Below are 20,248 nucleotides of genomic sequence, written 5' to 3'. Positions count from 1 at the left end.
GGCGAGACCGGCGAGATCACGCAGAACCAGGCGGAACGGAGAGCTGATGACCGAGACCGAGGCCCGGCGGGCCGGGGAGACCGCGGACGGCACCGCGTACGACGTGGTGGTGGCCGGCAGCGGCGCGGCGGGCCTCACCGCCGCCGTCCGCACGGCGCGCGCGGGCCTGCGCACCCTGGTGCTGGAGGCGGCGGACGAGTTCGGCGGCACCACGGCGCTTTCCGGCGGCCGGGTGTGGGTGCCGGTCAACGGCACCCCGGAGAACGCCGGGGACAGCCCGGAGGCGGCGCGCACCTACCTGTCGCAGCTCTTCGACCCCAGGTGGCCGGAGTTCGTCGAGGCGTTCGTCGCCCACGCGCCGCGCATGCGGGAGTTCGTCGAGGAGGCCACCCCGCACCGCTTCGCCGTGTGCCCCCACTACCCCGACTACCACCCCCACCTGGCGGGCGCCACGGTCGGCGGCCGCTGCTTCGACATGGAGGTGCTCGACCTCGGGCGCCTGGTGCCCGAGGCGGCGCGGGTCCGCGAGGCCCCCGGCTATGTGCCGATCCGGCACGCCGAGTGGGAGGAGTGGCGCTACCCGGCGCACTTCGACCACGAGAGGCTGCGGGCCCGGTACGCCGCGGGCGGCCGCACCGGCGGCGTCGCGCTGGCCGCCGCCCTGGTCGACGGCGCGGTGCGGGCGGGCGCGAGGCTGCGGGCCGGCGCCAGGGTCGTCGACGTGCTGCGGGCCGGCGACGGGGTCGGCGGCGTGGTGGTGCGGACCCCCTCGGGCACCGAGCACATCCGCGCCCGCGCCGTCGTGCTCGCCACGGGCGGCTTCGACGGCAACCCGCGGCTGCGTGAGCAGCTGCTGCCCGCGGGCCTCGGGGTCTCCGCCGCGGCGCCGAGCAACACCGGGCTGGCCCTCGACCTGGCCGACCGGCTCGGCGCGCCCACCGCCAACGTCCACGACGGCTGGTGGATGCCGATGGCGCAGGTGCCGGGCGAGAAGCTGGACGGGCGCGACTACCCCAGGGGGCTGGTCCGCGAGCGCGGCACGCCCCGGGCCGTCATCGTGAACACGGCCGGGCGGCGGTTCATCGACGAGGCGGCCCCGTACAACGAGTTCGGCAAGGCCATGCACCGGCTCGACGAGCTGGGCAGGACGCCCAACCGGGAGGCGTACCTGATCTTCGACGAGGGCTTCAGGAGCCGCTACCCCTTCCCCGGGCTCACCCCCTCGGGCCCGCTCGCCGGGCACATCGTGTCCGCCGGGTCCCTCGCGGAGCTCGCCCGCCGGATCGGCGTGGACGCCGAGGGGCTGCAGGAGAGCGTCGCGCGCTGGAACGCGTTCTCGGCGCAGGGCCGCGACGAGGAGTTCCACCGCGGCGAGAACCCGTACGACCGCTACTACGGCGATCCCTGGCAGGAGGGCAACCCGAACCTCGGGCCGATCGACCGGCCGCCCTACTACGCGACCCGGGTCCACTCCGGCTGCATCGGCTCCAAGGGCGGCCTCACCACCGACACCGCGGGCCGGGTGCTCGGCGCGGACGGCCCCCTCCCCGGCCTGTACGCGGTCGGCAACGCAGCGGCCTTCTGGGCGGGAGACGGCTATCCGGGCCCCGGCGCCACGCTGGCCGTCGGCATGGTGATGGGACTGCTCGCGGCCGAGGACATCGCGGGCACGGCCGGCTCCTGAACGGGCCCGGCCCCGGGGCAGGACCCCCGGGGGCGGGAGGTGCCCCGCGCGCCGGGCGGCGCGCGGGGCGCCGGCGTTCACCGCTCCCTGGGCAGCCAGTCCAGCGGGGCGGGGGGCGCGGCCGGCGGGGGCGCCCAGCCCTCGGGCACCCGCACGGCGCCCCGGGCCTGCGAGGCCCGCCAGGCGTGCCAGCGCACGTGCTCGGCGATCCGCGGCACCCGCGCGTGCGTGATCCGCTGGGTCGGGCCCGAGATCGAGATGCTCGCGTCGACGGTGCCGTCCGCGGAGAAGACGGGGGCGGAGACGCAGCGCAGCCCGTACTCCAGCTCCTCGTCGTCCAGGCCGAAGCCGCCGGAGCGCAGGCTCTCCAGGTTGTCCAGCAGGCGGGGAAGCTCGTGCAGGGTGTTGGCGGTGGGCCTGGCCGGCTCCGCCCCCGCGAGCAGCTCCCGGACGGCCGCGGGTCCGAGGCCCGCGAGCAGCGCCTTGCCCATGGAGCTGCAGTGCGCCGGGGAGCGCTTGCCCACCCAGCTGTGCATCCGCACGGTGTGCCAGCCGTCCGCGACGCCCACGGTGGAGGCCTCGGCGCCCTCCAGGACCGCCAGGTGGCCGGTCTCGCCGGTGGCGGCGACCAGCTCCTCCAGGTGCGGCATGACGATCTCCGCCAGGCCCGCCCTGCTGCCGGCGATCTCCCCGAGCGCGGCCAGGCGCGGGCCGAGGCGGTAGGTGCCGGGGGCGTGCGCGGTCTTCAGATAGCCGGAGCCGGCCAGCGTGGCGGCCAGGCGCGAGGCGCTCGACTTGTGGATGCCCAGCGCCTCGGCCATCTCGCCGATGCCGATCTCCTGGCGTTCGCGGGAGTAGAGGTCGAGGATTTCGAGGCCCTTGCGCAGCGCGCCGACGACCCCCTGCTGCCCCGGCTGCCCGGCCTGCCCCCCGGGGCCTGGCCGGCCCTGCCGCCCCGGCTTCTCGCTGCGGGACCGGCTGTCGGAGCGGGGCGGCGACGTCGTGGACATACCCAGATTCTAGGCCGCTCCCCCGCGTCCCTCCCGGGCCGGAGGCGGCGCCCCGCGGGCCGCCGCGCGCCCCGCCGTGCCCCGGGCGCCGCCGGGCGCCCGGGGAGGGACCTGGCAGGCGGGGCGGGGGCACGGCGGAGGCAGAGCGCAGGCACGGCGGGCGCACGGCCGCGGAACCGCCGCCAGGCAGGCGCGAAGGAAAGCCTTTCCGTGGATTTTCCGCCCAGGCCGGAGAATTCCGGTCGGCACCGAAAAGGAATCGGCGGCCGGGTCATACAAGCCTATGACCACGGGGAATGCCGCCCGGAGCGTTCACCCTGATGGGGGACGCCGGGCACTATTGCCGCGCGCGGGAACGACTGCCAGCCTGGATTGCATATCGTGCCCGCCTTCGCGAGAACGAGCGCCTCGCTCGCACCGGCACGCACATATCGGCGGCGGATTCAGGGGACCACCGCATCCGCCGACCGGAGAGCGAAAGGAAGGTGAACGAAGATGCCGGAAGTAGCGGCTCCCGCGACCTCGGAGAATTCGGCGGAATCCACCGACTTCAATGAGCTGGACGACATCGAAGAGCTGGACGACATCGAGTTCGCCCTCGACGAGGTCGAGAGCAGCATCGCGCCGCTGGCACTGGCCCAGGTCTGAGACGCGGGCGGCGCGGCGGGCGCGGCGGGGCGCCAACGGGCCCCGCCGCGACCCCGCTGCCATGAAGCCGGCCTCCGCCTCCGGCCCTGCCCGCCCTTCGCCCGGCCCCTTCCGCCCGTTCCACCCCCTCCGCCCATTCCGCCCATTCCGGCGCCGTCCCGATTCCGTCCTGTTCCGATCCCCTGCCCGCCCCTTTTCGGTCCCTTTTCGGTCCCGTTTCGGTCCCGCTCCGGCGCATTCCCACGCAACTCCCCACCGTTCCCGCCCGGCTCAGGCCCGTTCCCGGCCCTTCTACGACCCTTTTCCGACCCTTTTCCGACCCCATGCGGGCGCTCTTCGAGCCCGACCCCGGGCACCGCCCGGTCGTGTTCCGGTCCCGTCCGGCCTCAATCGATCCCCGGCCGGTTCCCCCTCCGTACCTCTTCAGTCTCAGCGCCGACTCGCGCCGACCCGTCACGGCCGTTTTCCGGCCTTCCGTGCATTCCCTCACGCCGCGCCGTTTTCTCGGCAGTTCCCCTCGTGGCTTCCCTTTCCGGGTCGCCCTCCAGCCTTTCGTCTCCGCCCTCAGCCTCGGCAGCGCCGACGGCACGCGGACGCCTTCTGGGAGACATCGTGGACGTTGACATCAGGGCCGGGAGATCCGCCGCCTTCGCGGGTCTGACGCGCGCACTCGACGCGGTCGCGGACGCGGGGGCCGACTTCGGCGCGCTCCCGCGGCGCTACCCCGCCGAGTGGGGAGTCCTGCGGCCCCCGCGCGCGGACGGCGCGAGCCCCCCGCCCCTCGCCGCGGTCGCCCTCTCCGCGTCCGAGCGGCGGCTGCACCGCGAGTGCGAACGCACCTTCCGGGTCCTCGCGGTCGCCGCCATGGCCCTGTGCCGGGCCTCCGAGAGCCTGGACGCGACGCTGTTCCTGCGCGGCGCGGCGCTCACCGACCTGGTCAGCCTGCGCGGGCTGATCAGGGCCGTGGAGTTCTCGCGGGCCACCGGCCTCGGCCGGCTGCGGGTGGAGCCGCCCACCGCCTGGGAGGCGGCCGAGTTCCCCGAGGCCGACTACCGCGCCGAACGGGCCCGCTGCCTGCGCCTGATCGGGCTCGACGCCGACCCGGCGCGGCTGCCGTCCCTGCCGCCCCGGCCCCACCCGAGGCCGGGGGGCGCCGCCGCGCGGGAGGAGGACCTGCTGTTCGCGGCGGCGCTCGATACGGCGCTCGGGCCGGTGGCGCGGGTCTCGGCGGCGATGTCCTACTGCCGCCTCGCCTTCTACGTCAGCAACTGGGAGGGCATGGCCGCGGCCGCCGCCGCCTGCCTCCCCGCGGCGGAGCGCCTGTCGGGCCACGAGGTCGCCGCCGTCGCCGCCGAGGTGGCCGACCGCCACCCGGCGGGCGGGGAGAACCAGGCCATCGAGTTCGAGCCCGCGATCCTGCGCACGGCCGCCGACGCCCGGGCGTTCCTCCTGAAGGCCCTCGGCATCCAGGCGACGTTCCGGGGCCGGCAGGACGACGCGGTGCGCCGGTTCAGGGCCATGCGGGAGACCGAGGCGCCGCTCTCGCCCGAACTGCGGGCGCAGTCCCACCTGTACACGGCGCTCACCCTGACCAAGCGGCACAGCGACCTGCGCGGCGCCGCGGCCGAGGTGGACGCGGGCCTGGAGGCGCTGCGCCCGGCGCCGCGCGAGGCGGACAGCATCCGCAGGGAACGCGGCTGGCTGCACAACCTGAAGGCGCTGACCCTCTTCTCCGGCAAGGACATGGCCGGGGCCCTGGCCCACGAGAAACGGGCCCTTGGCTGCCTGGACGGCCTGGACGACGCCAGCTCGGTGCACCTGCGGGTCAACCTGGTGTCGAACATCAGCGTGCTCCAGGAGCGGGCGGGCAAGCCGGAGAAGGCCCTGGAGACCTGGGAGCGCTTCAGCCGCGGCCCCGGCACCGACGACCCCAAGTTCCTCAAGCACCACGCCTACCGGGCCGGTGGGCTCAGGCTCAGGTGCGGCGACCGGGAGGGCGCGGGGCAGGAACTCGGCACCTCGCTGCGCCACTGCGCGGGCCTGGCCGACGACTTCCACGAGTCCGAGGTCGCGCTCGAACTCGGCGCCCTGCTCCTGGAGGCGGGCCGCGGCGGGCAGGCCGCGGAGCGTTTCGCGCAGGCCGCGGACGCCACCGAGCGGCTCGGCGACCCCTACCGGATGGCGCTGGCCCGCACCGCCCTCGCCCTGGCGGGCGGCGGCCGCCCGGGGAAGGAGGTGGCACGGCTGGCCCGGGCCAGCCGCACCCACGCCGCCAGGGCCGGGACGCTCGCCGAGGCCGTGGAGTGCGCCGCGCCCGCCGGGGAGCTGCGCGCCCTGCTGCCCGCGGCCCGCACCAAGCTGAACCGCCCCTTCGACCTCGTCAACTTCTGAGGGGGCCCGATGGAACGCCCCATCCAGGCCCCGACGAGCGCCGGGGCGCCCGAGGCGGGGCCCTGGCACATGGTGCCGAGGTTCGTGCTGCGCCGCGCCGGCTTCGGCTTCCCGCTGCTTGACCACGCGGGCGACCCCGCGGCCGGGCACGCCGCGGCGGCGTACCGGCAGGCGACGCGGGAGCTGGACGAGACCCGCGAGCGGCTGCTCGGGGACGCGATGCGCACCGCGGTGGGCGAGCGGCGCCGGGCCGGGGACCGGGCCGGGCTGCGGCGGCTTTCCACGCTGCGCAACCGGATCGGCCGCCGCCTGCCCGTGGATGCGGGCGAGGCCCGCGCGCTGCTGCCGCACCTGGACGGCCCGCTCGACGCGTACGCCGCCGCCCTCACCGCCCAGGCCGCGGCGCGCGAGGAGCTGTGGACGGCCCTGGCGAAGGAGGAGGCAGGGCGCGAGGCGCGGCTGCGGGAGGCGCTCGGCCCGCAGGTGCTGGACGCGGTGCTGCAGATGACGCCCGACCTGTACGACGGGGTGCGCCGCTGGCTGGCCACCAGCGGCCCCGGCCGCTCCGGCGAGCGGGCGATGGCGCGGCGGCTGTACCTGGTGCTCCAGCGGCTGGCCGCCAAGAACGAGACGTCCAGCTTCTTCGGCCCGCTGGTGCACGGCCGCGTCGCGCCGGGGATCGACGGGGTGCGCCTGGGGCCCGAGACGGCCTCCGGCGTCACCGAGGTGCGCCCGTTCATGGCCTTCTGGGCGGTGTGCGCGCTCGCCGCCCGCCTGGCCGAGGCGCCGGGGGTCGGCGAGCGGCTGCCGGTGCGCTGGCTGCCCGCGGCGCGGCTCGACGGCCGGGTGCTGACCCTGCCCACCGGCCGTTCCGTGGGCCTGTCCGGCGCCTCGGCCGCCGTGGCCGCGGCGGTGGGCCGGGACGCGTCGGCGGCGGACGTCGCCCGGGCCACCGGGCTGCCCCTGCCCGAGGTCTCGCGGATTCTGGACCGCTTCGAGTCGGTGGGGGCGCTGCGCCGCCGGCCGGAGCCGGCCTCCACCACCGACCGGCCCTTCTCCGAACTCCTGGCCGACGCCCGCAGGTACGCCGCGGACACCCCCTGGCCCGCCCGGCTGGCGGACCTGTGGCGTGCGGTGGAGGAATACGGCGCCGCGGGCGGGCACCTGGCGCGCCGGCGGGCCCTCGACCGCCTGGAACGCGGCTTCGAGGAGCTGGCGGGGGTGGCGCCGCGCCGGGCCGGCGGGCGGATGTACGCCGACAGGACCGTGGCCTACCTGGACGCCAAGGGCGACCTGAGTCCTGTCCTGATGGGCGAGGACACCAGGCGGCGCCTGGAGGCCGCCCTCGGCCCGGCCCTCGACGTGGGGGCGCGGTACGGGGAGCTGCTGCACGCCGCCCACCAGCGTTTCGCCCGGGAGGTGCTGCGCTCGGCGGGGGTGGCGGCCATGCCCTACCCCGAGTTCGTGCGCCGCTCGCGCGCGGCCCTGGAAGCGGAGGGCCCGCCGGGGGCCGCGGGGCCGCGGGCCCTGGCGCGCTGGGCCGGTGAGGCGCGGGCGTTCGCCGCGGAGTTCGCCGCGCTCGTTCTCGCGCGCACCCGCGACGGCCGGGCGCGGCTGACGCCGCGGGAGCTGCGCGCCCTCGGCGAGCCGGATCACCGCCCCCGCTTCGCCGGCCCCGACGTGCTGGTGGGCGTGGACGAGGCCGGGCGGCCCGGCACGTTCGTCCTCGGGGAGGTGCACCCCTACGTGTTCGCCTGGGGCTCCCAGGGCCTGTTCGCCGAGGAACCAGGCGCGCTCCAGGCCGACTTCGCCCGGGACCTGTCCCCGTGGGGCGGGGCCTCGCGGATGGCGACCGTGATCCGCAGGCGGCGGCACAAGGGCCTGGTCGGCGAGTGGTTCCCCGGCAGGTTCGTCGAGGTGACGGCGACGGCCTGCCGGGACCGCGCGCGCAGCGTGCCGGTCACCGAGCTGACGGTGCGGGCCGAGGGCGAGGGGGTGCGGCTGTGGGACGGCCGGGGTGAACTCGTGCTGTACGCGGGCGAGGACGACCACGTGCACCTGCTCGCCTTCGCGCCGCCCGCGGTGCGGATGCCGCCGGCCGGGGACGGCCGGCGGCGGCCGCGGGTGACCGTGGGCGAGGTCGTGATGCAGCGCGCCTCCTGGCTGGTCGAGCCCGCCGAGCTGCGCGGCACGGGGCACGGGGGCCGGACCGGGACCCGGGAGGCGTTCCTCGGCGTCCAGCGCCTGCGGGCCCGCCTCGGCCTGCCCCGCTGGGTGTACGCGCACGTGCCGGGACAGCCGAAGCCGGTGTGCGTGGACCTGTCGGCCCCGCTGGCGGTGGAGGCGCTGCGCGGCCTGCTGCCGGGGACGGCGGACGCGATCGCGCTGACCGAGATGCTGCCCGCGCCGGACCGGCTGTGGCTGGCCAGGAACGGCGAGCCGGTGACCTCGGAGCTGCGGCTCGCACTCATCAGGCGAGGCGGGGCATGACGGACTGGACGCTGCTTCCCCAGCTCGTGGTGCGCTCCGCGGGCTTCCCCTGGGAGCTGACCCACCTGCTGCGGCACGAGGAGACGGCCCGCGGCGTCGACGCCGCGCACGAACGGGAGGCGCGGGCGCGGCGGCTGGCCGGGGAGCTGACCCCGCTGCGCAGGCTCACCCGCGGCGAGGCGGCGCGGCTGCGTGGACTGCGCCCGCTGCCGCCCTCGGGCGCCTTCCCCGGAGAGTGGCACGCCCGGTGGAACGAGGCGACGGGCGCGCTGGCCACGGCCAGGGAGGAGCTGACGGCTGCCGCCGAGCGCGACGCGCGGCGCGAGCGGGAGGCGCTGGCCGCCCTCGCCGCGGACGAGCGGTTCCTCGACGCCGTCGTCTGCTCGGGCCCCGGGGTGTACCGGGAGCTGGCGCGGCACGGGGCGGGCCGGGCCCGGCTGCGGCGCCAAGTGGCGTCGTACGTCCAGCGGTTCGCCGCCAAGTGCGAGACGATGAGCTTCTTCGGCCCGGTCAACTACGCCACCGTCGACCCCGGCCAGGCCGAGGAGGCGGTGTTCTCCTGGCAGGGGCACCTGGCGCTGCGGGAGCGGCGGGCCTACCTGGCGGCCTGGGCGTTCGAGGGCCTGCAGGAGGCGGTGGCGGGCAGCGGCGACTTCGCCGCCGCGCTGGTCCCGCGGCCCAAGACGCTGCGGGAGGCGGCGGCGGCCTGCCGGGAGCCCGCGGTGCGGGCCCTGGTGGCGGCCGCGGACGGCCGCCGCACGCTCGCGGGCGCCGCCAGGCGGGCGGGCCTGGACCTGCCCGAGGCCGTCGCGGCCCTGGGCACGGCGCGCTCCCGCGGGGTGCTCACCCACGACGCGGAGCCGGACGCGACGGCGGTGGACCCCACGCGCTGGCTGGCGGCGCGCGCCGGGCGGCGGCCCCCGCTGCCGCCCGGGCTGGCGGACGGCCTCGGCCGGGTCGTGGAGCTCCTGGACCGCTACCCCGCCGCGGCGCCGGGGCGCAAGGCGGAGATCCAGGCGGAGCTGGCCGCCCGGGTGCCGGGCCGGGCGCCGGCCGCCGGGGGCAGGAGCCGGTTCTACAACGACCGGGTCATCGTGCACGAGGCCGCGGCCGGCACCCTCGACCTCACCCTCGGCGGCGGCCTCGCCCACGACCTGCGCACGGCCGTGCCCGCGGTGCTGGACCTGCTGGGCCGGGCCGCCGAGCTGACCCGCGAGGCGAACAACAGGCAGGTGGCCGCGCACCTCGGCCCGGGACGTTTCCCGCTGCTCGCCGCGATGCGCCGCTGCGCGGGCCTGCCGCTCGCCGCCGACCCGTGGCTGCCCGAGGTCGTCGCCGGGGCGCTGCGGGAGGCCGATCGGGACGCCGCCGAGGTCGACCTGCGCGGACGGCTGGCGCCGCCCCCGCCGGCCCGGTGGCCGCTGCTGTGCTCGGTGGACGTCATGGCCGTCACCGCGGACCTCGCCGCCTACCGCGCGGGGCGGACGCCGCTGGTGCTCGGCGACATCCACGACGCCCCGCTGCTCACCCCCTGGGCGCTGCAGTTCCACCCGGACGCGGCGGGCGCGCTGGCCGAGCGCGACCGGCTGCTGTCGCGGGCGCTGTCCGGCTTCCCTGCGGTCAACGTGGTGGCGCGCCGGACCACCGGGCTGCCGCCGCTTCGCCTGCCCGGGCTGCTGCTGGAACTCGGGCCCGTGCGGGACCCGGGGCCGCGCGTGGCGCTTGACCGGCTGTTCGTGCACAGCGACGGCCGGCGGGCCGGGCTGCGGTCCCCCGACCACGAGGGAGAGCTGGTGTTCCACAACGGGGAACTCGACTCGGCCCTGCACACGGCGCTTGCCCTGCCCCGCATCCGGCCGCCGGCGCTCCCGGCGCTCCCCCGGATGCCGCGGCTGCGCTGGGGCAACCTCGTGTGGGCGCGGCGCCGCCTGCGCCTGCCGAGCGCCGAACTCGCCGCCTGGCCCCCGGCGTCCAGGCCGGCCGAGCTGCTGGGCGCGGCCAGGGCCCTGCTGCGCACGCACGGCGTGCCCGCCCGGTTCTTCGCCAAGGCGCCGCACGAGCGCAAGCCCGTGTACGTCGACGCGGCGTGCCCGCTGCTCCTCGAATGCCTGGCCAGGCTGGCCAGGGGCGCGGCACACGTGGACCTCTCCGAGGCGCTGCCGGGCGAGGAGCAGTCCTGGCTCGCCGACGGGTCCGCGAGGTTCGCCGCCGAGTTCCGCTGTGTCTACGTGGGTGCCCCCAGGGAGGACTCGTGAGCCTGGTCCGCACGGCCGACGCCACCGCAGCGGCCGACTCCCCCGCCGCGCCGTCGCGCCTGGTCGTCCTGCCGCCGCTGGGCGATCCGACCCTCGCGCCCGCCCTCGCCGCCGGGGAGGAACTCCTCGACGCGGCCGGCGCGTTCGTCGGCCGCCTGGCCGATCCCGCGGGGCTGGCCGGGGAGGCCGCCCGCCTGGACCGGCCGGGCGGCCCGGCGGCGCAAGGGCGCGCGGAGCGGGCGCTGTTCCTGCGGGCCTGCGCCGACGCGCTCGCCGAGGCGGAGCTGCCCGACCCGACGGCGCTGCGCGCGGTGGGCATGGCGCTGCGGCTCCGCAGCGCGGGCGACCCGGAGATCACGGCGGCCCTGGACGACCTGTGGCTGCGGCACGGCAGCACGCAGCGCGGCGCGGACGTGCTGCGGGCCGCCGCGGGCAGCGCCCTGTTCGCGCCCGAGGTGGCGGCGGCGGCGCGGGCCGTGGCGGCGGCCGGGGCGGCCGAGGTGGTGGTGGACTCCGACCGGCAGCTGCCCTTCGCCTTCGCCCTGGCCGCCGCCGCTCCCCCGGCCACGCTGACCCTCACCGGGCGCTTCGTGGCCCGCCACCACGCGGCGCTCGCGCGGCTGGACGCGCCCGGCCGGGCGCGCCTGTCGCCCCGGGCGCGGCGGCTGCTGCTCGGCGGGTGCGGCGGGCCGGGGAACGCGGACCCCGTGGTGTGGGTGACGCGGGCCGCCGAGTGCCCCGCCCGCGGCCCCTGGGCGGGGTGGCTGGACGCGGAGTCCGTGGCGCGGCTGCCCGCGGGGGCGACGGCGCGCTGCGCCGGGCTCGTGGTGACGGTGGCGGGGCTGCGGACCTGGGGCCGCGCGGTCGGCGAGCGGGGCCACCCGGTGGACCTGGCGGCGGTGGTGCCGCCGCTGGCGGCCCGGGTGCCGGTGGCGGTGGAGGTCCTGGTGGGCGCCCCCGGCGTGCCGGCCGTGGAGTACGAGCGGCTGGTGGCGGAGGAGGTGCGCGCGCCGGTGCGGCTGGCCGGCTTCCGGCCGTTCCGGCTGCCGCTGCCGGGCACCCCCCACGCCTGGGCCGTTCCGCCGCGCCCCGCCGCGGAGTTGCCCGACCTGGCCAGGTGGCTGCCGTACGACGACGAAACCGATGACACCGGTGCACCCGATGAACCCGCTGCACCCGCTGCCGCCGCCGAATCCGCAGGGCCGGGCGGGCAGGCGGGGCCGGGCTCCCCAGGACCCGGGGGGCCCGGGGGGTACGCGTGGCGGCAGCGGCTGATCGGGGAGCTGCTCGCGGGCCGGGCCGCGGGCCTCGACCTCTTCCCCGGCCGGGTCGCCGCGGCCGTGACGCAGCCGAGCCGGTGGCCGCGGGTGCACGGCTCCTGGTGCTGGGACCCGGCGGCGCGCGCCGTCGGCACCGAGCACCTCGCCCCCGACGGCGGCCCGCCCGGCCGGTTCCTGGTGAGCCTGCGCGGCGGCGGCATCACCCGGCTCTCCGGGCACACCGCCGCGGTGGTGGACCGGCTGCGGCACGGCGGGGCGCGGGCCTCGGCCCTGCTGGGGCGCCTGGCGCCGGCCCGCCGCGAGGAGCTGCTGCGGCAGCTGGGCCGGGTCAGGGCGGTGCGGAGCGGCGGTGAGGCCGCATGAGGCGTTCCTGGAGCCTGGGCCCGGTGTTCGTGCTGCGCCACGCGGGGCTGCCCTTCGACTGGCTGGAGGACCTGGGCGCCCCGGCCGGCCTGCTCGCCGCGGCGCGCGAGGTACTGGGCCGCGAACGGGAGTTGCTTGCGGCGGCGGCCGGCTGCGGGCTGCCGCACCCGGCCGTCGCGGAGCCGGTGCTGCAGGCGCGGCCCGGCGCCCTGCCCGGCTGCCGCGACCCCCGCTACCGGGAGGCGGCCAGGGCCTGGACCGAGGCCCTGGAGCGGTACGCCGCGGCGTTCGCCGAGGCGGAGGGCGCGGCCTCGGAGGCGTTGCGCCGCCTGCTGGAGCGCACCGAGCTGCGCGAGGCGGTGTTCCTGTCCAACCCGGACGCCTACCACAACATGCTGGTGCCCTTCTCCCGGCCGCGGCCCCTCAACGCCCGCTGGCGCCGGGTGCGCCGCCAGCTCTACACCTACGTCCAGCGGCTGTGCGCGAAGAACGAGACGGTCAGCTTCTTCGGGCCCATGGCCTACGGCACGGTCGTCCCCGGCCGGCAGGTCACCCTGCGGGCCGGACGGCCCCGCGCGCGGCGGGTGTTCCTGTCCTCCTGGGCCGCGGCGGAGCTGGCGCGGGCCGTCGCCGCCGACCGGGCGCTGCGCGCCCACCTGCCCTTCCGCCGCCTGGCCACGGCCGCCGCCGCGCCGGAGCGCGACCGGGTGCTCGCCGCCCTCGCCCGCGGCGGCCTCCCGCTGCCCGCGCTGGCCGCGGCCCTCGGCCGCCCGCCGCGCGAGACGGCGGCGCTGCTGCGGGAGATGGTCACCGCGGGCGAGGTGGTCTTCGGCATCGGGCCCGGCCCCCTGGACCTGTGCCCGCTGGCCACGATGCAGCGCGCGCTCGCGGCGCTGCCCGCCTCCGGGGCGCGCGACCACTGGCTGGGGCGGCTGCGGGCCGTCGAGGAGTTGCTCACCGCCCTGCAGGAGGCGGAGTTCGCGAAGAAGCCGGCCCTGGTGGAGGAGCTGGAGGACTGCTTCACCCGGGCCACCGGGGTGCCCGCGCGGCGGGCCGCGGGCGGGGTCTACGCCGACCGTGCCGTGTTCTACGAGGAATGCGCCTCGCCCTTCTCCCTCGAGGTCGGCGAGGAGGTGGCGCGTTCCTGGGAGGAGCGGCTGGCCGCGGCGCTCGAACTGTCCACGGCGCACGGCGCCGCGGCCCAGGAGGCCGCATCCCGCCTGGTGCGGGAGGCGCTGCCCGGCGAGGACTCCCTGCCGCTGCCCGCCTACGCGGAGGCGACGCGGGCCGCCTTCGACGCGGAGGGCAGCCGCTTCGCCGCCGGCCACGCCCCCGGCTACCCGGGCGAGGGGTGGCGGGCCGAGGCCGAGCGTCTCGGCCGGCGGGCCGCCGCGCTGCCGGGCGACAGGTACGCGCTGCTCGACCTGTGCCTGAGCGCCGCCTCGGCCGCCGAGCTGGCGACGGCGCCGCTGGCCCTGAGCAGGCTGCACCACCACCTGCTCACGGACGGCTGGCTGGCCACGATGTGCCCCGACCGGGCGGCCTTCGGCGCGGCGGCGCGGGAGTGGTCGGCCGCGCACCCTGAGGTGGCCGCGTTCGACACCGGGCGGCGCAACAAGGGCTACTACCGCTTCCCCGGCCGCCGGATTCTGCTGCGCCGCCCCTCGGCCGAGGAGGCGGGGGACCCGCTGGCCCTGCGGCCCGAGGAGCTGTCGGTCCGGCTCGGCGCTCAGGGCCCCGAGCTGCGGGACGCGGCCGGCCGGCGGCTGTACGCCTACCTGCCGCTGAGCGACTACGTCAAGTACCCGCCCTATGCGGCGCTTTCGCACCCGCAGGTGCTGCACGCGGCCTTCGGGGCCCAGGGGCGGGAGCCTGCGGTGCCGGCCGTGCGGGTGGGCGGCGTCCTCTACCAGCGCCCCCGCTGGACCTGGGACCCGGCCGAGTGGCGGCTGCGCTCTCCCGCGGCCCGGTTCCTGCAGATGCGCCGGGCCGCCGCCGTGACCGGCAGGTTCGTGTACTGCCGCAGCAGCGGGGAGCGCAAGCCCTACCTGGTCGACCTGGAGTCCGTGCTGGCCGCCGACCTGGTGGCGCACGTGGCGGCGGGCGCCGAGCGGCTGACCGCGGAGGCGATGTGGCCGGGGCCCGAGGGGCTGTGGCTGAGGGACCCGGCGGGCTACCGCTACACCTGCGAGCTGCGGGTGCAGCTGACCGGCCACGACACGAAGGAGGGCTCTTGACCGGCGAAGCCGTGCTGTCCGGCCGCACCCGCACCCCGGGCGGCACCCTGCGTTACGCCCTGCATCCGGTGCTGCTGCTGCGGCCGACCGGGTTCGACGTCGGGCCGCTGTCCCGGCTCGGCGGCCCGACGCCGCTGCGGGACGCGCCGGACGCGGCCGAGGAGGAGGTGCGGGCGGAGTACGAGCGGGCGCTGGAGCGTGCGGTCGCCGCCACGCGGGCGGCGTTCACGCCCCGGATGCGGGAGGCGGTGTCCCTCTCCGGCCCCTCCTTCTACCGGCTGGCCTTCGGTCCCGGCCGGACCCTCGTCACCGACGAGCCCTGGGCCGCGATGAACAGCGGCGCCCGCGGCCGGATGCGCACCGCCCACCGCTACCTGCGGCGGCTGCTGGCGAAGACCGAGACGGTCTCCTTCTACGGGCCGGTGCTGGTGGCCTCCTTCGACCCCTTCCTCGACCAGCCGCTGCGGGTGGGCGAGCCAGGGCCTGAGGAGTGCACGCTGCGGCTGAGCCACTGGGTGGTGCGCGACCTGGCGCAGTCGCTGCGGCGCACGCGCCCGGCCGGGGACCGCGCCTGGGCGCGCGATCCGCTGTGGCGCCGGGAGGGCGGGGACCTGCGGTGCGTGCTGACCGGGCGCCGCATCCCGCTGGGCGAGGAGGCGGCGCTGGTCTGGGAGGCCCTGGCGGGGCCGCTGACCCCGCGGCAGCTGGCCGGGCGCTGCGGCGCGCCCCGCGCGGTCGCCGCCGCCCTGGCCCGGCTTGCGCCCGCCCTGCGGCCCTGGCCGCAACCCGCATCGACCGAAACGCACGGGGTGCGCTGGCTGCGCGAACAGCACCCGGACTCGCCGCTCGTCGCCGAGTTGGAGGCCCTGCTCGGCACGGCGGCACAGGCGTCCTGGCCCGCGTCCCTCCAGGCGCGGCAGCGGGTGCGGGAGCGGGTGGCGCGGGCGGGCTGCGCCACCGAGCGCGCGGGCGGCAGCCACTACGCCGACCGGGACGTGGTGAACGAGGACAGGTCGAGCCCCTTCACCGGCCGGGTCGCCTTCGGCGCGCCGGCCGCGCGTTCCCTGCTCGGGGCGCTGGAGGCGGTGCTCCCGGTGATGACGCTTGCCGCGCTGCTCGCCCAGGCGGACGCCCGGGAGGCGGTGGTGCGCGCCACGGGCGGGCGCCGGGTGGGCCTGGTGGAGCTCGTGGCCCGCGAGGTGCCCCCGGTCACCGAGCGCCGGGAGGCCCTATCTCGCGTCCTCGCCGCCTGCGTGGACGGCGTGGGCGGCGAGGAGGGCGAGGACCGCGGGGAGCCGGGCGGGGTGGACGAGCTGCGTCTCGACCCGGAGGAGCTGGCCGCGCGCCTGGCCCCGCTGTGGTCCCGGCTGCGCCCCGCCGAGGGGGAACAGTGGGCCTGCTGGCCCGGGTTCGACCTGATGGTGGCGGGCGGCCCGCCGGGCGGGGGGCAGTGGGTGCTCTCGGAGTGCCATGACGACAGCAGCACCATCGTGGGCGGCTTCACCGCGGACGCCCGCCCCGGCGGCACCCGCGACTTCCTCGACTTCTGCGCGCGGCTGCCCGGCTGGCTGGACACCGGCCGGATGGCCACGGTGGTCGGGCGCCGCCGCAACCGGCACATCACGCCTGAACTCCCCGGCCTGTCCATCGAGTTGTCCGGCGTCTCGGCCAAGCCCCCCGAGCAGGTGGTGCCCGCCTGTGCGGTGGAGGTCGCGGCGGACGGGGCGAGCGTGCTGCACGGCGGGCGGCGCTACCAGCTGTACCCGGGCGACCTGGGCAGCGTGGTGGCGCGGGCGCTGTCCCTGCCCTGCCTGGTGCCGGTGGACTTCGCGCCGGGCCGCCGCAGGGCGCCGCGCGTGGTGCTCGGCGGCATGGTCGTCCAGCGCCGCCGGTGGCGCCTGCCGCTGCCGCCGCTGGGGCGCGGCCTGGCCGGCTGGCGCGCGGCGCGGGTGTGGCAGCGGGCCGAGGGCATGCCGGACCAGGTGTTCCTGCGGCATCCGCGGGAGACCAAGCCGCTGCTGGTGGACTTCACCGACCCGCTGGGCGTGGACGACCTGTGCCGGCTGCCCGGCGCCGAGGTGACCTGCTCGGAGGTGCTGCCCGGCCTGAGGGACACCTGGTGGAACGTCGGGGCGCGGCAGCCCGCCGAGCTGCGGGTGCCGGTCTTCGTGCGGTGGGAGCCGGCGGATGCGGCGCTCGCGGGCTGAGGCGCCGCCGGACGTGGTCTTCGCCGAGAGCACCGTCCGCTCGGTGCGCCGGTACGCCGAGGGGGCCCTGCGGTGGTCCGAGCGCGTCACGCGGCGCGGCGCCTGCGTGGAGCAGCACCGCCCGCTCACCGGCACCCGGCACCTGTGCGCGGACGGGGCCGACCTGCTGGGCTCCCGGGTGGCGCGGCTGTCGCGGGAGGCCGGGGCCGTGGTGCGCGAGGTGCTCTCCGGCGGCCCCGGCGGGTGCGGGCAGGCGGGCGGGGGCCCAGGGGAGGAGGCCGAGCGGGAGCTGCGCGCGCTGTCCCTGGACGGTGGGCTGACCGTGACGTGGGCCGCGTACCACCAGCTCGCCGCGGTGGGCGACGCGCGGCGGGTGGTGCTCGACGAGCGGTCGATGCGCACCGTGGAGGTGCAGGCGAAGGCCGCGGACGGCACGGTGTGCGCGGAGAGCGCCCACTGGGACCCGGCGCGCCCCCGGGAGAGTGCGCGGCGGGTGGAGCTGGCGGCGCGGGAGGCGCTGCGGATCGCGGCCCTGCCCAGGGCGCCCGGCCCGCCGCGCCGGTGCGCCGTCGTCCTGGAACCCGGGCGGGCGGGCGCGTTCTTCCACGAGCTCGTGGGCCATCCGATGGAGGGGGACATCGTGGCGGGCCGCTCCTCGTACCTGGCGCGGCGGCTCGGCAGCGCGGTGGCGCCCGGGTGGCTGACGGTGGAGGACGGAGCCGGGGCGCCGGGCGCGGGCCTGGTGGTCGGCGTGGACGACGAGGGCACCCCGGTGCGCACCGCGGCGATGCTGCGCGGCGGCGTGGTGGCGGAGGCCCTGACCGACCTGGCCACGGCGCGGCACGGCGGCGCGGCGGCCTCCCGCGCGGGAGGCGCGCCGGGGGCCGCTCGCCCGGCGGCCGCCACCGGCAGCGCGCGGCGGCTCGACTACCGCCACCCGGCGGTGCCCCGGATGCGGCACACCGTGGCCCGGCACGCCGGGGTGCCCGAGGAGCGTCCCGAGGGGCCGTGGCTGGCGCCGCGCGGAGTGCAGCTGCGGTGGATGAACCTGCTGACCGGCGACTTCGAGTTCGACGTCCCGCTGGCGCTGCTGCACGGGGAAGGCGGCGGGCCGCGGCGGGCCGGCCCGTGCACCCTGGCGGGCAACGGCCTCGCCGTGCTGGCCGCCCTGCGGCCGGGCGCGCCCGAGGTGGGGTGCGCGGGCCGGGCCAGGAAGGGCTGCGGCAAGCTCGGGCAGTTCCCCCTCGTGGTCAGCTTCGGCAACAGCGGCCTGTGGTTCGGCGGGGAGGCCGTCGATGTGCGCTGGTGAGCCGCCTCCCGGGGCCGGAGGGCCGCCGGGGGGCGGGGAGTTGCGGGGCCGGGTGACGGCCGTGCTGACGCCCCCTGCGGGGGCGGGCGCGCCGGCGCGGCGCACCGCGGACGTGCTGCGGCTGGTGCGCGAGGAGGGCCGGGTGCGTTCCTCGGCGCGGGTGCCGCCAGGCGCCTGCCCCGGCGCGGCCCGGCTGGGGGCGGCGCTCGAGGAGGCGGTGGCGCGGCACCTCCCGGCCCTCCTCGCCGGCCTGGCCGAACGAGGGCGGCCCGAGGCGGTCTGCCAGAGCGTGCACCTGACCGTCCTGGGGCGCGCGGCAGACGGCGCGGGCGGCGTGGACGGCGGCGCGGGCGGCGTGGTGGGCCTGAGCGTGCGGGCGCTGGCCAGGGCGGAGACCGCGGCCGGTCCTGTGCTGCTCGGCGCCAGGGGCGCCGAGCCCGCGCCGGTCCTCGCCCGCCTCCTGGACGGGGCGGCGGAGCTGGCCGGGCACCTGGCCCGCCGGGAAGAGCCGCCGCACGGCTGGCGGCGGCGGCCGTTGCTGCTGCGGCCGCCGGTGGCCGCCGCGCTCGCCGCCGGGGCGCGGCTGGCCCTGGAGGCGCCCGCGGCCCGCGGCCTGGACGGCAGGCGGGGACTGCCGCCGCTGAGCCTCGCGGAACTGCCGCCCGACGTGCACCGGGAGGCCGCCGTGGACGACGCCGGGGCCGGCCTGGCCCGGCACCTGTGGATCGACCGGGGGCGGTTCGCGCTCCCGGCGCGCGAGCCGGCGGGCGGGCTGCCGGTGGGGCGCGCGGTGTGGGACCACGACCTGGCCGCCCTGGCGCGGCCCGCGCCGCTGCGCCTGCGGCTGGAGAGCCCGCAGGTCGCCGCCCCCGAGGAGGCCGTGGAGCTGGTGCGCTGCCTGGAGGGCCTGCGCCGCTACCACCCCGGCGGCCGGATGAGCCTGCGGTGCCTGGCGCGGGCGGCGCCTGGCCACGGGTGGTTCGCCGTGCGGCTCGGCGGAACGCCGCTTGGCCTGTTGCGCGCCGTCGCCGGCGGCGCGGGGGCCCTCACCGACACCTGCGCCGACCAGGACGTCCGGAGCGCCTCGCTCCTCCTGCCGGCCGCGGAAGAACTCGAAAGGAGCTCACGTGCCTCAATCTCGGCGCTATGACGTCGTCGTGGTGGGCGGGGGAATCGTCGGCGCCTGCCTCGCCGAGGAGCTGGCGCTCGCGGGGGCCGCGGTCCTCGTCGTGGACGCCGGCCGCGAGCCGGGGCACGCCACCGGGCACGCCGCGGGGGTGGCCGTGCCCTCGCTGCGGCACCTGGGCGATCCGGTGCTCTACGGCTGGCTGGACGCGGCCCGCGGCACCCTGGCGGAGGAGCTGGCGCGGCTGGCGGCGGGGCATCCGCCGTTCAGCCGCCGGGAGCCGATCGTGCGCTGCCTGCCGGCCGCGGAGGCGGCGGCGGTCCTGGCCTCGGCGGCGGGGCCCGCGCTCGGCGAACGCATCGGCCCGGCGGAGCTGCGCGAGCTGCTGCCGGGGGCGCGGGTGCCCGAGGGGCAGGACCTGTTCCGCTCGCCCGAGGGGCTGATGGTGGACGGGCGCGCCTACCTGGAGGCCGTGTGCCACGGCGGCCTGGCGGCGGGCGTGGACTGGCGGCAGGGCAGCGCGGCCGTGGAGGTGAGCCCGGCCGAGCGGGGCGGGCGGCCCGGGGTGCGGCTGCACTGCGGCGAGGTGGTGCGCGGCGGGCGGGTCGTGATCGCGGCCGGGGCCTGGTCGGGCCGCCTGCTGCCGGGGCCGGGGCCGCGGGGCGCCCCGGCCGGCGCCCCGGCGCACGGTCCTGCCGCGGACGCCGCGGACGTTCCTGCCGGGGGCCCGGCGGGCGAGGGGGCCCGGCGGGCGGCGGCCGCGCCGTGGGTGGCGCCGCAGCGGGGGCAGCTGGTGGTGCTGCGCTGCGAGAGGCCGCCGCGGTGCGTGCTGTCCTCCCGGTTCTACCTGGCCCCGCTGCCCTCGGGCTCCGTGGTGGTCGGCGCGACCGAGGAGGACGCCGGGTTCGCGGCGCGCACCTCGCTGGCCGGGACCGCCAGGCTCCTGGCGTTCGCGCTGCGCACCGTGCCCGGCCTGGCGGAGGCCGAGGTGTGCGAGACGCGGGCCGGGCTGCGTCCCACGACCCGCAACGGCAGGCCGCTGGTGGGCGAACTCCCCGGCGCGCCTGGCGTGTTCGTGGCCACCGGCCACGCCGGGCACGGGCTGCTGACCGCGCGGCACACCGCGCGGGGGGTGGCCGCGGGGCTGCTGCGGGAGGACTGGTCGGGCGTTCCGGCCGAGTTCTCGCCACGCGCGGCCTGGGGCGCCGTGCCGGCCGCCCGGCCGTGATGACCTTTCTTCGAGCGGGA

12 protein-coding genes are annotated in these 20,248 nt (G+C 78.6%); 11 read left to right on the top strand and 1 reads right to left on the bottom strand.

The annotated features are described in order from the left end of the window. Positions 1-46 precede the first annotated feature (46 nt). Positions 47-1,684, top strand: a complete 1,638-nt coding sequence (locus D7294_RS09980; RefSeq protein WP_120677742.1) for an FAD-dependent oxidoreductase — start codon at positions 47-49, stop codon at positions 1,682-1,684. 77 nt (positions 1,685-1,761) lie between these two features. On the opposite strand, the gene D7294_RS09975 is transcribed toward D7294_RS09980, so the two are convergent. After that, the gene (locus D7294_RS09975) at positions 1,762-2,694 is read right to left on the bottom strand and encodes an IclR family transcriptional regulator (protein ID WP_120677740.1); all 933 of its coding nucleotides are present in this window, start codon (positions 2,692-2,694) and stop codon (positions 1,762-1,764) included. Between the two features lie 495 nt (positions 2,695-3,189). Here D7294_RS09975 and D7294_RS31555 point away from each other — a divergent pair, with 495 nt between their 5' ends. The 10 genes from D7294_RS31555 to D7294_RS09930 all read left to right on the top strand — a co-directional run bounded on the left by D7294_RS31555 (position 3,190) and on the right by D7294_RS09930 (position 20,228). Then, a complete protein-coding gene (locus D7294_RS31555; RefSeq protein WP_147450805.1) occupies positions 3,190-3,342 on the top strand; it encodes an ammosamide/lymphostin RiPP family protein in 153 nt (50 codons plus the stop codon). A gap of 612 nt (positions 3,343-3,954) precedes the next feature. Next, on the top strand, positions 3,955-5,733 hold the full coding sequence (locus D7294_RS09970; protein WP_206619488.1) for a hypothetical protein: 1,779 nt from the start codon (positions 3,955-3,957) through the stop codon (positions 5,731-5,733). Between the two features lie 9 nt (positions 5,734-5,742). After that, the gene (locus D7294_RS09965; protein WP_120677738.1) at positions 5,743-8,223 is read left to right on the top strand and encodes a lantibiotic dehydratase; all 2,481 of its coding nucleotides are present in this window, start codon (positions 5,743-5,745) and stop codon (positions 8,221-8,223) included. Then, positions 8,220-10,478, top strand: coding sequence for a lantibiotic dehydratase (locus D7294_RS09960; protein ID WP_120677736.1), 2,259 nt, complete (start codon positions 8,220-8,222; stop codon positions 10,476-10,478). Before D7294_RS09965 ends, D7294_RS09960 begins: the two co-directional genes overlap by 4 nt. Further along, positions 10,475-12,121 carry a hypothetical protein gene (locus D7294_RS09955; protein WP_120677734.1) on the top strand — a complete coding sequence of 549 codons (1,647 nt, stop codon included), beginning with the start codon at positions 10,475-10,477 and terminating at the stop codon, positions 12,119-12,121. The genes D7294_RS09960 and D7294_RS09955 overlap by 4 nt, the downstream gene beginning before the upstream one ends. After that, positions 12,118-14,358 carry a lantibiotic dehydratase gene (locus tag D7294_RS09950; protein ID WP_120677732.1) on the top strand — a complete coding sequence of 747 codons (2,241 nt, stop codon included), beginning with the start codon at positions 12,118-12,120 and terminating at the stop codon, positions 14,356-14,358. Before D7294_RS09955 ends, D7294_RS09950 begins: the two co-directional genes overlap by 4 nt. Then, positions 14,355-16,565, top strand: a complete 2,211-nt coding sequence (locus D7294_RS09945) for a lantibiotic dehydratase (protein WP_120677731.1) — start codon at positions 14,355-14,357, stop codon at positions 16,563-16,565. The genes D7294_RS09950 and D7294_RS09945 overlap by 4 nt, the downstream gene beginning before the upstream one ends. Next, positions 16,546-17,874: a metallopeptidase TldD-related protein gene (locus tag D7294_RS09940; protein WP_120677729.1), complete on the top strand. Its 1,329-nt coding sequence runs from the start codon at positions 16,546-16,548 to the stop codon at positions 17,872-17,874. The genes D7294_RS09945 and D7294_RS09940 overlap by 20 nt, the downstream gene beginning before the upstream one ends. A 61-nt stretch (positions 17,875-17,935) precedes the next feature. Continuing rightward, complete coding sequence (locus tag D7294_RS09935) at positions 17,936-19,024, top strand: hypothetical protein (protein ID WP_147450804.1); 1,089 nt, start codon at positions 17,936-17,938, stop codon at positions 19,022-19,024. After that, positions 19,002-20,228 (top strand): NAD(P)/FAD-dependent oxidoreductase, encoded by a 1,227-nt coding sequence (locus D7294_RS09930; protein WP_174248310.1) that lies wholly within the window; start codon positions 19,002-19,004, stop codon positions 20,226-20,228. Before D7294_RS09935 ends, D7294_RS09930 begins: the two co-directional genes overlap by 23 nt. Positions 20,229-20,248: the final 20 nt, after the last annotated feature.

The organism is Streptomyces hoynatensis (genome assembly GCF_003626535.1).
In the GTDB taxonomy this organism is placed as follows: Bacteria; Actinomycetota; Actinomycetes; order Streptomycetales; family Streptomycetaceae; genus Streptomyces; species Streptomyces hoynatensis.
This window is presented reverse-complemented; position numbering and strand designations above follow the sequence as displayed.